Consider the following 15,890-nt stretch of genomic DNA (forward strand, 5'->3'; position numbering starts at 1 on the left):
CACGTGCACGTCGGCTTCAACCTGATCTTCCTCGTGCCCGGCGAGACCGGCGGCATGGAGGTCGCGGCGCGCGAGATGCTGCAGCGGATCGACGGTGCGGCGCGCGCCGCCTCGGGCGGGACCCCGGTGCGCCTGACGGCGTTCGTCAACCGCGAGGCCGCGGGCGGCGGATGGGGGCCGGGCGTCGAGGAGGTCGTCGTCCCGGTCAACGCGACGGACCGCAAGCAGTGGGTGTGGGGCGAGCAGCGTCATCTCCCGCCGCTCGCCGCTCGCGCGGGCTGCGACGTCGTGCACTCGCTCGGCTCGACCGCCCCGCTGTGGGGGAGCTTCGCCCGGGTGACGACGATCCACGATCTCAACTACAAGCTCGTGCCGGACGCGCACTTCGGGGTGCGCGGCAAGGTCATGGGGGTCCTGGTGCCGTCCGCTGCGCGTCGCTCGCACCGGATCGTCGTGGACGCGGCGTCGACCCGGGACGACCTGTTCGAGCACCTCGGGACGCCGCGGGAGAAGGTCGACGTCGTCCCGCTCGGCGTGTCGCCCCGCCCGGCGGTGACCCCACGCGACGAGCGGGAGCTTCGCGCGGAGCTCGAGCTGGGGGAGCGCCGGATCCTGCTGAGCGTCTCGGCCAAGCGCCCGCACAAGAACCTGCTCGCACTCATCGAGGCGTTCGCGGGCCTCCCGGCCGCCGACCGTCCGGTGCTGGTCCTGCCCGGCTATCCCACCGAGCACGAGGCCGAGCTGCGTTCCCGCGCCGCGGCGCTGTCGGTCGTGGACGACGTGCGGTTCCCGGCCTGGCTCTCGACGGAGGACCTCGAGGGCCTGTACGCGGCGGCCGACGTGTTCGTCTTCCCGTCCCGCTACGAGGGGTTCGGGCTCCCGGTCCTCGAGGCGATGGCGCGCGGCGTCCCGGTCGCCACCTCGGGTGTCTCGTCGCTCGGCGAGGTGGCGGGGGACGCGGCGCTGCAGTTCTCCCCCGACTCGGTCGACGACATCCGCGGGGCGATCGCGCGCCTGCTCGCGGACGGGGCGCTGCGCGAGCGGCTCCGCGCCGCGGGCGTCGCCCGGGCGGCCGAGTTCACCTGGGAGCGCACGGCAGCGCTGACCTTCGCCGCGTACGAGCGCGTGCTCCGCGACCGCGGCTGACGACTGCCTCAGCCGCCCGCGTAGCGTTCGACGACCCGCTCGAGCGACGTGCGCAGGGCGAGGTCCTCGGCGTTGCGGGCGAACCAGTCGGCGGTGCTCTCGCGCAGTGCCGCGCCGCCGCGATGGACGCGGACGATCGCGTCGGCGAGGTGCTGCGGTGCGGGGCTGTCGGCGATCACGCCGTTGACCCCGTCCTCGACGAGCTCGACCGCGGCGTTGTCCTCGCCGCGCACGACGATCGCAGGGACCCCGACCGCCGAGGACTCGACGACCACGAGCCCGTAGCCCTCGCGCGACGAGGGCAGGATCGTGCACAGCGCGCTGCGGAACGCGGCGTCGACCTCCTCGCCGGGAGCGAAGCCGGGAGCGTCGACCACTCCGGGGTCGGGGAGGGCGGCGATCGCCGCGTCGAGCTCCGCCCGCTGCGGGCCGTCGCCGAAGATCCTGGCGCGCAGCTCCGGGACCTCCTCGGCGGCGAGCGCGATCGCGGGGGGGATGGCGGGGACGCGCTTCTCCGGGATGAACCGCCCGGCGAACACCACGGTCGAGGACGCTGGGGCGGGCTCCGGGCGGTCGGTCGACCCCGGGAAGAGCCCGCGCAGGACGGTCGGCTCGCGGCGCACGCCGATCTCCCGCAGGCGGCGGGCGTGCAGCTCGCTGAAGCAGAACGCGTCCTGACGGACCCGCGCGCACGCCCGCTGGATCCGCCGCGCCACCTGCGCCTTGGGCCCACCCACGTAGGCGGTCCAGTAGGAGTCGCTCCAGACCTCGAACCAGTCGGTGACGAGCCGGTAGCCGGCGCGGCGCCGCACGGTGGCCGCGGCGAGCAGGCTGAAGTACGGGAACGAGCAGGTGTGCACGACGTCGTACTGGCGCCCGTGGCGGGCGAGGTGCCGCAGGACCCCGATCCCGAACCGGACCGGCTCACCGATCGTGCGGTTGCCGTCAGGTCCGTAGAGCTCCTCGCGCCGGCTCACCGGGATGACGGTGACGCCGGGGATCGCGGGCGCGTCGGTGTCGTCCCATTGCAGGCGCGTCAGGTACGTGATCTCGTGGCCTTCGGCGGCAAGGGCCTCGGCGAGAGAGCGCATCCACCGTTCGGCGCCCCCGACGGTCCAGGGGAACAGGCAGTCGTAGACGAGGCAGATCCGCATCGCGCTGGAGGGTCGCAGAGGCGCGCCCGGAGCGGCGCGCGACGTTGCGGCGTCGCACCCAAGGGCGCGACTTCCGCGCGCCCCGCGCGTTACCGCAAGTGCGCCCCGGGGTAGCCAGTCCCGAGGCGTGGGATCCCTTCGCGCCGCGCACGACGCAGGAAGCACCACCTTCATGAGCCTTCTCGAGCAGACCGACACCGCCAACCGGGGCATGCCCGTCGACGAGTTCACGGTCTCCGTCGTGATCCCGTGCCTCAACGAGGAGGGAGAACATCGAGGCCTGCGTCACGCAGGCGCTCGAGGCGATGGAGCGCGCCGGGATCGACGGTGAGGTCGTCGTCGCCGACAACGCCTCCGAGGACCGCAGCGCCGAGCTCGCCACCGCCGCGGGGGCGCGCGTGGTGTCGGAGCCGCGCCGCGGGTACGGGTCCGCGTACCTGGCGGGGTTCGCCGCCGCTCGCGGCAAGTACATCGTCATGGGCGACGCCGACCTGACGTACGACTTCAACGAGATCCCGAAGTTCGTCAAGCACCTCGACGACGGCGCCGAGCTCGTCATGGGCGACCGGATGGACAACATCCAGCCCGGCGCGATGCCGTGGCTGCACCGCTACGTCGGCAACCCGGTGCTCAGCGGCATCCTGAACTTCTTCTTCAAGACGGGCATCAGCGACGCGCACTGCGGCATGCGCGCACTGCGACGCGACGTGCTGCCGCGGCTGGACCTGCGGACGACCGGCATGGAGTTCGCGTCCGAGATGGTGATCCGGGCCGGCAAGGAGAACCTCCGCATCTCCGAGTTCCCGATCGACTACCACCCTCGCGGCGGCGAGTCGAAGCTCAACACGTGGAGCGACGGGTGGCGCCACCTGCGTTTCCTGCTGGTGCACTCGCCGACGCACCTGTTCGTCGCCCCGGGCGCGATCCTCGCCGGACTCGGCCTGCTCGTCTCGCTGATCTCCCTGCTGCAGATCGACCTGTTCGGTCGCGAGTGGCAGCTGCACACGATGATCGCCGGCGCGCTCCTGACGATCGTCGGAACGCAGATCGTCGCCCTGGGCCTCTGCGCCCACGCCTACGGCGCGTATTTCATGGGCGAGAAGGACCCCTGGTTCGACCGCATGCGCGACCGCTTCCGGCTCGAGCACGGCCTCGTCCTCGGTGGCGTGATCGCCACCGTCGGCTTCATCGTCGCCGCAGTCATCGTCGGTCAATGGATCGCCGACGGCGCGGGCCAGCTGTCCGAGGAGCGCACCGCCATCGCCGCCACGATGCTGATCATCGTCGGCGTGCAGGTGTTCTTCTCCTCGTTCCTGCTGAGCATCCTGGGCCTTCGGCGCCGGGACTCGTAGTACGTGGCGTCAGTGGCGCCCCCCGAGTCGCGGATGACGCGACTACGGACACTTGTGCTCCCGGGTGCTCGGGCCACGTGGATCGCCGCCCTGCTGGGCTTCTTGGTTTTCGCCGTGCTGACAGCGCGAATGTTGTCAGCGACGACAGCGTCTCTCACGGGCACGAACAGCGTCGGTGTTGGGACGGTTATTGCGAAGGCCAACCCAGGCGAGCGAACCTGCATTCGCGGACTCGTCGTTCCCCGAGGGACGGGGCAGGTCGGAGTGTGGTTGTTCGGCGAGCGAATTCGGCGTGGCGCTCGTGTTTCAGCGTCGATTACTTCGGGAGGCCCGGCGCGGCTCGCCCTCATCGACCGGTCGGTCTCCGGGACCGGGGACTTCGCCTACTTCCGGTTGCGGCAACCCGTCGCGAAAGAGATCCGAAACGCGACTCTCTGCGTGACCGGTCGCCGGACAGCGCTGGGATTTGGAGGGGCGTCCGTCCAGCGTTTGCCAGCGGACCCAGTCTCGACTGTAGGAGGCCGACCGATGGTCGGCCAAGACATCTCGGTTCGCTTTGCTTTGCCCGCGGGCGTCTCACGGAGTTTCGGGTCGCAGATCGACGACGCCCTGCGGCGCTCAACGGTTTTCGAGCCTCTAGCTGGACGAGTCTTGACGTGGAGTGCGCTTCCCCTGCTACTGTTGGTGATGTATTTCGCAACTCGCGTCGCGGCTACGGCACAGCTGCGGAGCCAGAGGTACTTGGTCGTAGCCGCTTGCGGTGTGGCACTGGCCCATGGAGCGACGTGGGCTGTGCTGCTTCACCCGTTTCACGGAGCTGATGAGAGCGAGCATTTCGCATACGCACAGCACCTCGCGGCCACTAACGATCGCCCGGACGACTCAGCCGATTCGCAAAGGCCGCCCTACTCCTCGGCCGAAGAGCGCCTCATGGCGGCGCTTCATCACAACTCAACCACGCTCAATCCATCGTCGCGCCCAAGATGGGACGAGTTCTGGGAGACGCGGTGGCGAGAGGCGCTTCGCGGAACGAGCCCGAGCGATGGCGGTGGGTTTACCGAGAGCGGAACAGGGCACGGACCGCTCTACTACGGCCTAATCGGGCTCCCGCTACGCGTTTTCGATGCGCCAGCGCAGCAGCCGAGTGTGCTTCTGATGATGCGGCTTCTTAATGCGGTCCTTGCGGCACTCGTTGCCGGCATCGCAGTGATCGTCGCGGGACTTCTGTTTCCCCGACGCTCGGAGCTTCAGTGGCTCGCGGGAGTCCTCGCCGGGATGCAACCGGTGTTTGGCAGTGTCGCAGGTTCGGTCAACAACGACACGGCGGTCAACGTTGCAGCGGCAGTGATGGTCCTGCTGTTGGTTACTAGCGTCGTCCGCGGTCCGTCGACGCGTCTAGCTGCGTGTGTTGGGGCGCTCATGGTTGTCCTGCCTCTGGCGAAGATCACGGGCTTCGGCGTAGTTCCCGTGGTCGGGGTGGCCGCTTTCGTCCTCGCAATTCGGTACGGCGCCGGGGCAGCCGCGCGGTGGGCGATTACGGCACTCGGGCTGGCAGCCTGTTGCGCAGTCGCCTGGATCTTTGTGATCTCTCCGCTGATGGGAACAGGAAGCGGGAGCCTCGTCTATCGCCACCCAGCCGTGGCGAGCGCGCCCAACGGGTCGCCGACTCCAGGCCCGCCGGGACCGACTCCCATTCAGAAGGCTGAGTACGTAGCGCAGACCTTCATTCCTGATTTGTCTGTGGGCGGGAGAAGGTTTGCGCTCCCAGGCGCGTCAGCACTAGAGCGCTGGCCGGCCTACCGCATCTACGTTGACCGTGGCTATGGCCTGTTCGGTTGGAAGTCGACCAATCTGACCATCGGTCTCCTGCGTGGAATCTTTGCTGGTCTCTTGGTGGGCTGGATGCTCGCTATCGCGGCCACGATCCGCCACCGCTCTCGCTGGAGAGAGTGGGCAGGGCCAGTGACGGTCCTTCTGGGCGCCATTGGCAGCGTGTTGCTCTTCGTCTCGTGGGCGTATGCGTCGCTCGATGTGCGCACAGACCTTGGAGAACAAGGGCGCTACATCTTCCCCGCGCTTGTCCCGCTGTCTGTGCTCTTGGTTTCCGGCGGAATGCTGGTGAAGAAGGCGTCCTACCGGCAGGCGTTTGCCGGGCTCGGCACCGTCGCTGCCTCCGGGCTCGCTGTTTTGACTTGGACCAGTGCCCTTCGTGGCTGGTTCACCTAGCGCGTCGCCGGAGCGACGCGCTAGGCCTCTGTCAGCCAACACGGACGGTGGCCGTCCTCCCCCTCGAGGTCCCGACCGCGAACGGGTAGCCGTCGGTCGGCATGGTCCGTGCGCGGAAGCTGTACCGACCGTAGGCCGCGGTACCGAAGCGGTACTTGACGCTGAAGCGACCGTCGCGGCCCACTCGGAAAGTTCCGATCGTGCGCCAACTGCGACGGAAGTAGACCTGGAACTCGACGAGCTTCTCCCGACTGTTCGTGTGACCGCCTCGAAGCTGCCCGCGGAACTGTGCAAGTCCGCCGGAGCGGATCTTCTTGCGGATCGCCCGTAGGGTGACGTGGGCCGTTACGCGCTGCCGCACGGTGAGCGTTGCGGCGTTGACGCCGTCACCTGCCGCCACGACCAGCGTCCGACTGGGCCCGCGAGGAATCTGGAATGCCCAGTTGCCGTCCGGGTCGGTGACGGTGCTCCCGAGCGCGACGGTCTTGCCGTTGACCGCCTGAGTGACGAACAGCTTGAGTCCGCCCATAGGTGAACCGTCCGGACGCGTGAGGCGCCCGCGCATCTTGAAACTGGACCGCACCCAGCGTGCCTGCTTGCCAACGTAGACCGCCGTCTCTCGGCCAAGAAGGAACCTCACGGTGCCCGCGGCCCCGACGGTCGTTCCGCCCACAAGGGTGGTGCTGCTGTTCGCCGTCGAACTGGTGTTGGTCGTCGTAGTGCTTGAGCTAGGTGACGCGGGGCTTCCGGGCCGGCTCGAGTCGTACGGAGCACTGTCCGCCAGGTTCGGGACGCCATCCCCGTCGAGATCGTCGTCGTTCCGATTCGCGATTCGGTCGCCGTCGAGGTCGCCGCACTCATCCGTCGAGCCGGTAGGGCGGTTGGTGCAGTACGTGCTTACCAGCTGGCCATCTGCGAATGGAGGCTGCGTGATCGACGACTCCCGATCCGCTGTGCCGCCGTTGTCCGTGGCGCTTACGCGACAGATCAGCTTTCGCCCCTCATCGGCCGCAGAGATGGTGTAGGCGGCGTTCGTCGCGCCCGGAATCTCGTACCGCGCGCTGCCGTCGCTGGCAGCGCGAATCCACTGAAACCGCACCTCCGGGGTCTGGCCAGCGACCGGGGCCGTGCACGTCAGGACATCGCCTTCGCGTGCCGTCCCGGAGACCGCCGGGGCACCGACGGCAGGAGGGACATTGTCTACGGTGATCGTCCAAGGCCCGTGGAGCCGCTTGTTCTCGTCGGTGGCGTCTCGAACGTCGAGTACGAGCTGATGCGTCCCGTCACTCAGGGTGCTGGTGTCGAAACTAACCGAGCCGCTCATATCTGGCTTGCACGGGGTTGGCGTCGTGAAGGGGAGGACGCACCGTCCGCCGTTAGCGTCCGCCAGTTCGGTGCTTCTTTCCGAGCCATCAATGATCAGGCGCTCGCGAAACACTCCGCCGCCAGCGTCTGTCGCGTCGTACGTCAGCGACCGGACTCGCGCGCGATCTGTCTCGCTCCGCAGCGTGCCCGCCACGTTGGCGAGACTTGGCGCCTGATTGTCGCGGAGCCGGATCTCGATGTCTTGCAGCGAGTACGACGTATCGCCCACGGGGCAGCCTGATGTGCCTTCGCAGTACGCTCCCCAGGAGACGGACCGGTCCCCGTCTAGGGCGAACGCGATCATGCCCTGTCCACTCGCAGGGTAGCCGGCGACAGCCGCGAACGCTTCGCGCGAGCCTGAGGGGATCGACGAGAGGCGGGCCACGGGAGCACCGTTCGCGCGAGCTGCCCCAGCTGTCGCTGTCCGTCGCGCGCTAATCGAGTCCAGGCTTGTGCCTTGCGGAGCGCTAAAGGTCACCTGCGCGAACTCGCCGCCCGAACGCTCTCCGGATGCCGTCAGCGCGGCCCCGACGGTCCGGGAGCTCGGGTCGCAAGCTTGATTGGTGTACGCGTACGCGCCCTGGAAGCTGCCGACCAGCCCGCTGACGGCGTAGTTGGTCTGGCTGTGGCACTGCTGGATCGTGTACGTGGCCGCGTGGGTTGCTGACGGGGCCGCGAGGATGCCGGCGGCGGTCAGGGTCGCGGCCACCAGGCCGAGAGCTCGGTGGCGTGGCCGGGGGTGCATCGTGCGGTGCTCCTGGAGGTGGTTTGGAGGGCTCATCTGTCCGTGATGAGTCGTCGTGGACGCGGGCTGCTGGAAAAGTTCGTGGGGCCTCATGGCAGGAAGGCCTCCTGGCCGGCGGGGTCGGGCGCGGCCGGCGCGGTCGAGCCGCCTCCGGAGGAGGTGCCGCCGGAGGGCGCGGGGGCGCTCGAGGCGCTGCTCGCGGAGGGAGCGCCGCCGGACTCGACCGTGCCGAGCTCGAAGACGTCCTCCCGGCGCTCCGCCGCGCGCTGCCGTGCAGCGGCGCGCTCGGCCGACCGCTCGGCACGCTGCTCGGCCGCCCGCTCACGTGCGCGCTCGCGGCGCACCGGGGCCTGCTGCTGCTCCTCGGATGCGCGGCGGATGACCGCCGGCGCCGGCGTGGCGGCGGACACCGCCACCGCCGGCCGGGCGACCGCGGTGATGGTCGGGCGGCTCGAGCTGGCAGCGCGGTCCTCCCCGCCGCCGGCTACCGTCCCGGCGCCCACGGCCACCGTCGCGGTCGTCGCGACCACCGCGCCGACCTTCGCGACGCCGGCCAGGCCCCCGCCACCGAGGATCGCGCTGCCGACCATCTCGGTCCGCCCGCCGCCGCCCCCGCCGAACGGCACCAGATCCGCCAACCGCTCCACGAGCGTCCGGCCGTGCTCGCCGGCCGCCGCCCCCGGCAACGGCAGCACGCCCGCGGCGAGGCGGCCGGTCCGCCGGACCTGCGCCGCGTACGCGCGGCGGCACACGGCGCAGGCGTCGAGGTGCGCCATCGCCCGCCGCGCCGTGCCCTCGTCGTCCGAGCCGCCGAGCATCCGCAGGATGTCGCTCTCGCGCCGCCCGCACCACTCGCCGGCCCGCCGGATGCCGAGGAACACCTCGAGCTTGCGACCGGCGGCCTCCAGGTGCTCGGCGGTGGCGTGGCGGCTGATGCCCAACTGGCGGGAGGTCTGCGCGACGGACAGCTCCTCGCCGTGGACGAGCTTCCACACCTCCGCCTCGCGCGGGGTCATCGCCGCGAGGAAGTCGCGGACGACGAGCAGCTCCTGCTCGTGACTGATCCGGTCCTCGTGGTCGGCGAGGTCGTCGGGCAACAGGTCGAGCGCGTCGTTGTCCAGCTCGAACCCGCGGCGCTGCCGCCGCCGGAACACGTCGCGCGCCCGCAGCTCCATGCCGGTCCAGAGCGAGGCGCGCACGTGGTCGGCGTTCTCGAAGCGGTCGGCGCGGCCGACGAGGATCTCGGACGTCGCGTCGAAGAGCTCCTCGACGTCGTGCTCGGAGAGCCCGCTGAACCGCGGGTGACGGGCCGCGCTCGTGGTCATCCGCGCCCGGGCGCTCACGACCATCTCGGCCACCTCGTCCGCCGAGAAGGCGCGCGGAGCAGCCGCTTCCGCCCGGTCTGTCGTGCTCCGCTGCCCGTCCCGTTCCTGCTGCGCCGCCAAGGTCGCCCCGCCTGCCGTGTGTCGCCCTACGTCGGCTCCGAGGGCCGACCCCATGTGTCGAGTACGTCGACGAACGTGCACGGTAACGCCATGCGGTTCGGGGGCGAAGCAGTTGACACGAAATCGGCGCGAACGCCGAACGAACCCGTTACGAACCGCGCATCGCGTCGCGCAGCCCGGTCTCGACCTGCCTGGACGCCGCCGCCCATGAGCGCTCGGCGGCCAGCGCGAGCCCGTCGCGCGTGCGCTCAGCGCGCGCGAGCAGGTCGTCGAGCAGCGTCTCGATCGCGTCGGCGATCGCCACCGGATCGACCGGTGCCAGTGCGATGGGGCCGCCGTCGCCGAAGGTCGCGCGCATCGACGGCGTCGCGAGGTCCACGACGGGCAGCCCGCAGGCGAGCATCTCGGTCGGCACCAGCGACGGGTTCGTCAGCGAGAGCACGAGACCGACCGTCGCGCTGTTGTAGGCGTGCGCGAGCCCCTCGGGGTCGAGGACCCCCAGCTCGCGCGCCGGGTACGGCACGTCGAGCGGCCGCGCCTCACCGAAGTGCGCGATCTCCACCGACGGACGACGACGGTGCAGCTCCTCCAGGGCGAGGACGCCGAGCGGGACCGCGCGCCGCGGCGTCACCGCGCGCGCGTAGAAGAGCACGAGGTCCTCGCGGCGGTGAACGGCCTGCGTGCGGTAGGCGTCGTGGTCGACGCCGAGGTCGAACGACGACGCGCTGCCCCCGTACTCCTCGCGCACGATCGAGGCGAGCCACGGGGACGCGCAGATCGCGTGCAGGCCCTGCCGGTAGGTCCAGGCCGCCCACTCGCGCTCGACCGAGGTCGCGTAGAACTCCGGCTCGTGGTCCTGCACGAGGTACGCGCGCGACCGCGCGCCGCGCAGGCGCAGCACCGCCGGCACGGTCTGCCAGCCGGTCGCGACCACGACGTCCACCGGGCGGTCCGACAGCGCGGCGGGATGCAGGCGCGCCACGTCCGCGCGCATCGCCCCGAAGAACTCGTGGAACTGCGCGCGCAGATCGGCGTCCGAGGCGCCCCCGTGACGACCCTCCTCGTCGACGACCCACAGCGAGAGCCGATGCCCGAGGGCCTCCAGCCCGCGGACGAGATCCGCGATCGTCTTGTGCCCACCGCTGCCGCGCCGGAACTGCGGGACGACCACCGCGACCTCGAGGGTGTCCGCGTCCGCCCGGTCGGTCGCCCCCGGCGCGAGCGGCACGGCGCCGTCCCGCAGGGCGGCGAGCATCCCGGGGGCGAGCCGGACGGCCAGCGGCTCGTTCGTCGCGCCGCCGCGGCGCAGCAACGGGCTCAACGGAGCGGAAGGCAGGAGACGGGCACGCGCGCGAGGATAGTCAGGCGGTGCCGTCGAGCATCGCCAGCAGTTGCGTCATCGTCCGCCAGTTGCGGGCGGTCGCGTTGCGGGCGGGCGACCCGTCGCGGAGGATGTCCCGGTCGCCGTGGAACTTCTCGGCGGCGGTTCGGTGATCAGTGAGCGGGTGCGAGCGTAGCGGCCGGCTCGGGGGTCGTGGTGGACATGGTCGGCGAGGCGGTTGCGGAGCGTCGGGCGGCGAGGTCGCGCTCGACGGCGATCGTGAGTGTGGCGAGGTGGTCGACGCCGATGATTTTCCGGAACTGCTGTTCGGCTTCGAGCATGCCGGCGGCGGTCCATCTGAGGCACATGTCGCCGGACTGCCAGCGCTTCACGTTCCTGGAGGTGCGGCGGACGAACTCGATCATCGACTCGATCGGGTTCGTCGAGGCGAGGGTGCGGCGGAGTTGCTCGGGGCAGCCGAGGCGCTGCAGTGTGAGCGTCTCGGGGAGGCCTTCGCGCAGCGACGCCGCGGCTCCGGGATGGGAGTGGGCGAGTTCGTCGGCGAGCCGGTTGAGGCCGTCGAGCGCGAGCTCGTAGTTGGACTGCTTCCAGGCGGTGCGCAACCTGCGCTTGACGAGGTCGCGATCGGCCTCGGGGAGGTGGTCCAGGACGTTCCTCTCCTTGTGGCGGATGCATCGCTGGACGGGGACCGGGCCGAGGACCTGGTCGACCGCCGCGCGCAGCGCCTTTCCGCCGTCCAGGACGACCAGGACGCCCTGGTCGAGGTCCAGGCCACGGTCGACGAGGTCGGCGAGGAGGTGCCGGGCGACCGTCTGGTTCTCGGTGCTGCCGTCCCAGAGGCCGAGCGGGACCTTCACCCCATCGGTCGTGACCCCGAGGGCGACGACGCAGCAGCGGCCTTTGAGCTCGATCCCGTCGAGCATCAGCGCCGCCAACCGCACGTCGCCCAGGTCGCGCGACATGAGCGCGCGCAGGTGCTCGGTCGTGCGCCCGACGAACTCGCGGCTGACCGCGCTCTTGGAGGTCGACCGCTCGGCCGCGGTCACGTGCTCGCCGACCGGCTCCCGGGTGCGCGCGAACCGTCGCGTGGAGACGCCGGCGAGCATCTGCTCGAGCACGACCCGGGTGAGTGGGTCACGGTCGGCGAAGTGCGCGTAGGTCTGAAGGCGGATCTCGCCGCTGCCGTCAGCGGCCCGCACCCGCGGGCGTTGCACGCCGACACGCCGGCCGCCCAAGGTGACCTCGCCCGGTTCGTGGCCGTGGCGCACCGCGACGCGGTCCGGGTCGCGTCGGCCTTTCGGGCCGACGACCTCGGTGACCTCTTCTTCCATCAGCGTGTCCAGCACGCCGAGCCCGACGCCGACGCTCAACGCCAGCAGCCCGTCCTTGGCGGCATTGACGAGCTCTCCGAGCGCCTCCTGCACAGCGGGCGGCAGCGCGAGCTCGCGGCCGTCGGGGTCCTGCTCTACGTTCCTCACGGCGGTTCTCCTGTCTCGGATGGACTTCAAGCACCCGTCACGCTCCCAACGGGAGCGGACGAGGCGGGAGAACCGCCGCCTACAAAGTTCTACGAGCTACGGGACAACCTCCCGTCGCGGCCCCCGAGGGTCAGCGCCTGCGCGAGGACGCTGCGCCCGTACCCGTCCGGGGTGGACACGTACAGCGTCGTGCCCGCCAATGCGACCTCGTCGCGCGAGCCCGCCGCCCGCGCCTTCTCGCGCGCCCGTTCGATCGTCTCGAGCTCCGCTTCGGTGACCGGCCCGTCACGCAGCATGGCGTGCAGCAGCCGGCCGTCCTGCGGCTCCCCGAACGGGTTGGCGTCCAGCTCGGCGGCGAACGCGTCACGGTCGCGGACGACGAACGGCACGTCGATCCCGAGCCGCGCGTCGAGAGCGGACCGGAGCGCGGTCGCGAGCGCCGCGGGCGCCCCGGCCCCACCCGGTGCCGGGGTGAACACCAGGTTCCCGGACTGGATGTAGGTCGCCACCTCGTCGTGTCCGCACTCCGTGGCGGCGGCGCGCAGCTCGGCCATCGGCACCTTCACGCCGCCGACGTTGATCCCGCGCAGCAGCGCGACGTGGGTTGGCATGGCCCGATCCTATGGCCGTCGAAGAACCACGTAAACGCGCTCGCGGGCTCCTGACGAACGACGCGCCGCGTGCGTCTCCTCAGGCAGATTCCCACCACCCGCAAGGAGCTCGACACCCGATGCCGTCCATCCGTACCGCCGTCGCCGTCCTCGGCACCTCCGTCCTTCTCGGTGGCCTCGCCACCCCCGCGCTCGCGCAGGAGGCCGGCAGCTACCCGACCGACACGACCACGCAGCAGCCCGCCAAGAAGAAGGGCAAGAAGGGCAAGCGCCACGCGCCGCGTCTGACCGACGCGCAGCTCGCGACCGTCGCCGAGCAGCTCGGCGTCACGCTCGAGCAGCTGAAGACCGCGATGGCCGAGGTCAAGGCGGCCGTGAAGGCCACCGAGGCGCGGGAGACGAAGGCCCAGGAGCAGGCGCTGCTGGCCGAGAAGCTCGGCAAGACCGCCGCCGAGGTCAAGGCTGCGTTCGACAGCGTCCGTCCGGCCCGCGGCGAGGGCGACCGTCGCGGCGGCTGCAAGAAGCCCGCCGCCGGCAGCACGACCGACACGGGCACGGACTACCCGACGACCGACTACCCGACCACGACGACGAGCTAGCCCCTACCGCGACGGGGCCGCGAGGCGCAACGCGAGCGCCTCGCGGATCCCGGCCTCGACCTGCCGGGCCGCGACGTCCCACGTGCGGCCCTGCACGAACGCCAGGCCGGCCTCGTGCCGGCGCTGCCACTCGGCGCGGTCGGTCAGCAGCCGCTCCACCCGGTCGGCCAGCGCGATCGGATCGAACGGGCTGAGCGACACCGGCCCGTCGGCGCCGAAGACGCCCTCCGCGGAGATGCCCTCGAGGTCGACGCAGGGCAACCCGCAGGCCAGCATCTCCTGGGGGATCAGCGAGTAGTTCGTCAGCGACAGCACCAGTCCGACGGTGGCCTCGTTGTACGCCTGTGCGAGCTCGTGCGGGTCGCGGACCCCCAGGTGCTCGTAGGGGACCGGCATGTCGATCTCGGCGTCGTTGCCGAACGACAGCACCCGGAACTCCAGGCCGCGGTCGGCGAGCTCCCGCAGCGCGAGCTTCGCCAGCGAGACCGCGCGACGCGGGGTCGCGTCACGGCCGTAGAACAGGATCGTCGACTCCTGCCGCGGGACCTCGATGGGCCGGTAGACGTCGTGGTCGACACCGAAGTCGAACAGCGACGAGGTCCGCCCGTAGCGCGACGAGACGATCTCCTGCAGCCACGGCGACGAGCAGATCATGTGCATGTCCAGGCCGTAGGAGGCCTCCGCGAACCGGGACTCCACCGACGTGGCGTAGAACTCGGACTCGTGGTCGTGGATCAGGTAGACCCGCGACCGGCAGTTCGGCAGCAGCACGACCTCGTGCGCGGTCTGCCAGCCGGTGGCGACGACCACGTCCGCGCCGAACCACTCGTCGAACTCCTTGAACACCGGTCCCTCGATCGGCGCGAACCACTCGCGGATGTCGCGCCGGATCCGGGCGGGCCGCTCGTAGTCCTTGTGACCGTGCTCGTCGTTGATCCAGATCGACACCGTGTGGCCGGCCTGCTCGAGCCGCCACATCGTCTGGAAGATCGAGTTGTGCCCGCCCGACCCGCGGTCGAACGGCGGGATCACGCACGCGATGTGCAGCGGCGCGTCGGTGTCCTGCCCGGGCAGCGGATCCAGCAGCGGGGCCGCGCCGTCGCGGGCGTAGCGGCGCACCGCGTCCCAGACGACGGGACGCGCACCGATCGGCTTGCCGGAGATCGGTGCGCGCGGACCGCGTCCGGCCGCGAGCGGACCGGGATCGGCCGCGCCGACCGTCCCCTCCAGCGAGAGCCGTCGTTGCACCGCCGGCGGCATCCCGTGGGCGCGGGAACCCAAGGCAGCGAAGACCTGTCGTGAGGCGTGGTGCAGCCCCGAACGTGCCGTCCACCGCGCGAGGTCCCGCGGCGCGTAGCCCTGCTCGCGCATCCAGGCGCGGTCCCCGGCGACCAGGTCTCGGACCGTCCGGGTGGTCGAGCGGACCCCGAGGTGCTCCACGTGCCCGATCGTCTCGCGCAGACCGCGGTACTCGTCGAAGTAGCGGCGCGCGAACTGCACCGGCGGGTAGTCGTGGGCGTGCAGGACCGCCGCGTCCGGCACGTACGCCTTCGCCCATCCCGCCTCGAGCGCCGCGCCCGCGAAGCCCTGGTCCTCGGCGTACGGGACCTCCGGGAAGCGCACCGCCGCCCAGCAGTCGCGGCGGTAGGCGGCGTTGACGTTCGACAGCCACGCGTCGCCGCCGGCGCGCTCGACCTGCGGGCCGCCGTCCGGCGCGGCCTTCGTGGCGAAGAACGCGGCGAGCTCACGGGCGATCATCGGCGAGGTGTCCGGCCGCGCGAGATGGGGGCCGAACACGATCCCGACGTCGTCGGCGAGCGCGAAGCCCGCGAGCAGCGCGTCGACCCAGCCGGCGACCGGGGTCGCGTCCTGGGTGAGGAAGGCGATGACATCGCCCGAGGACCACTCAGCCCCGAGGTTGCGCGTCCGGCCGTGCTGGAACGTCGACGGCTCGATCTCCACGACCCGCGCACCCGTCGCGCGCGCGAGCTCGCAGCTGCCGTCCGTCGAGCCGCTGTCCACGATCAGCACGTCGACCGGCACGCCCGAGGACGAGGTCGCCGGGATCGCGGCGAGGAGCTCGGCCAGGTACCGCCCGCCGTCCTTGACCGGGACGACGACCGAGACGCTCCCGATCGCGCTCATCGGACGCCGCGCACCCGGCGCGACGTGACGCGCACCCAGCGGATCACCGAGCGCACCGACTTCAGCGCCTCCAGCGCGGGGATCGCCCCCGGCTTGGCCATGACGCGGTCGAGGTCGACGTTCCACCGCTCGAGCCAGTAGAGCTTCTCCTGCGAGCGCGCGACGAGCGCGTTGGTCGCGCGGGACTGCTCGGCGAGCTGGGCCTCGAGCTCGGCGACGCGGGCGCGCAGCGTGAGCACCTCGTCGCTCTCGGTGACGGTCGTGGAGTCGTCGGACACTCCC

12 protein-coding genes are annotated in these 15,890 nt (G+C 71.2%); 4 read left to right on the plus strand and 8 right to left on the minus strand.

Annotated features, from left to right (window positions below; translation table 11 throughout):
* Positions 1-3 precede the first annotated feature (3 nt).
* Entirely contained in the window at positions 4-1,146 is a 1,143-nt protein-coding gene (locus GKE82_RS18510) for a glycosyltransferase family 1 protein (RefSeq protein WP_309233698.1), read from the plus strand.
* Positions 1,147-1,154: 8 nt separating this feature from the next.
* Here GKE82_RS18510 and GKE82_RS18515 read toward each other — a convergent pair whose 3' ends face one another.
* Positions 1,155-2,300: a glycosyltransferase family 4 protein gene (locus GKE82_RS18515; RefSeq protein ID WP_154734307.1), complete on the minus strand. Its 1,146-nt coding sequence runs from the start codon at positions 2,298-2,300 to the stop codon at positions 1,155-1,157.
* A 305-nt stretch (positions 2,301-2,605) separates the two neighbouring features.
* Here GKE82_RS18515 and GKE82_RS18520 point away from each other — a divergent pair, with 305 nt between their 5' ends.
* Positions 2,606-3,652 (plus strand): glycosyltransferase family 2 protein, encoded by a 1,047-nt coding sequence (locus GKE82_RS18520; protein ID WP_154734308.1) that lies wholly within the window; start codon positions 2,606-2,608, stop codon positions 3,650-3,652.
* A 528-nt stretch (positions 3,653-4,180) separates the two neighbouring features.
* Positions 4,181-5,878, plus strand: a complete 1,698-nt coding sequence (locus tag GKE82_RS18525; RefSeq protein WP_154734309.1) for a DUF2142 domain-containing protein — start codon at positions 4,181-4,183, stop codon at positions 5,876-5,878.
* Positions 5,879-5,909: 31 nt separating this feature from the next.
* On the opposite strand, the gene GKE82_RS18530 is transcribed toward GKE82_RS18525, so the two are convergent.
* The 5 genes from GKE82_RS18530 to GKE82_RS18550 all read right to left on the minus strand — a co-directional run bounded on the left by GKE82_RS18530 (position 5,910) and on the right by GKE82_RS18550 (position 12,864).
* A complete protein-coding gene (locus GKE82_RS18530) occupies positions 5,910-7,952 on the minus strand; it encodes a hypothetical protein (protein ID WP_154734310.1) in 2,043 nt (680 codons plus the stop codon).
* A 125-nt stretch (positions 7,953-8,077) separates the two neighbouring features.
* A complete protein-coding gene (locus tag GKE82_RS18535) occupies positions 8,078-9,346 on the minus strand; it encodes an RNA polymerase sigma factor (RefSeq protein WP_154734311.1) in 1,269 nt (422 codons plus the stop codon).
* Between the two features lie 235 nt (positions 9,347-9,581).
* The gene (locus GKE82_RS18540; protein ID WP_154734312.1) at positions 9,582-10,754 is read right to left on the minus strand and encodes a glycosyltransferase family 4 protein; all 1,173 of its coding nucleotides are present in this window, start codon (positions 10,752-10,754) and stop codon (positions 9,582-9,584) included.
* A 173-nt stretch (positions 10,755-10,927) separates the two neighbouring features.
* Positions 10,928-12,253 carry an IS256 family transposase gene (locus GKE82_RS18545; RefSeq protein WP_196189050.1) on the minus strand — a complete coding sequence of 442 codons (1,326 nt, stop codon included), beginning with the start codon at positions 12,251-12,253 and terminating at the stop codon, positions 10,928-10,930.
* 89 nt (positions 12,254-12,342) lie between these two features.
* Positions 12,343-12,864, minus strand: a complete 522-nt coding sequence (locus GKE82_RS18550) for a DUF1697 domain-containing protein (protein ID WP_154734313.1) — start codon at positions 12,862-12,864, stop codon at positions 12,343-12,345.
* Between the two features lie 119 nt (positions 12,865-12,983).
* On the opposite strand from GKE82_RS18550, the gene GKE82_RS18555 reads away from it, so the two are divergent.
* Entirely contained in the window at positions 12,984-13,463 is a 480-nt protein-coding gene (locus tag GKE82_RS18555) for a hypothetical protein (RefSeq protein WP_154734314.1), read from the plus strand.
* Positions 13,464-13,466: 3 nt separating this feature from the next.
* Here GKE82_RS18555 and GKE82_RS18560 read toward each other — a convergent pair whose 3' ends face one another.
* Both GKE82_RS18560 and GKE82_RS18565 read right to left on the minus strand, forming a co-directional pair.
* Positions 13,467-15,608, minus strand: a complete 2,142-nt coding sequence (locus tag GKE82_RS18560; protein ID WP_154734315.1) for a glycosyltransferase — start codon at positions 15,606-15,608, stop codon at positions 13,467-13,469.
* A complete protein-coding gene (locus tag GKE82_RS18565) occupies positions 15,605-15,886 on the minus strand; it encodes a hypothetical protein (RefSeq protein ID WP_154734316.1) in 282 nt (93 codons plus the stop codon). Before GKE82_RS18565 ends, GKE82_RS18560 begins: the two co-directional genes overlap by 4 nt.
* Positions 15,887-15,890: the final 4 nt, after the last annotated feature.

Source organism: Conexibacter sp. W3-3-2 (assembly GCF_009707605.1).
GTDB classification, from domain to species: Bacteria; Actinomycetota; Thermoleophilia; order Solirubrobacterales; family Solirubrobacteraceae; genus Paraconexibacter; species Paraconexibacter algicola.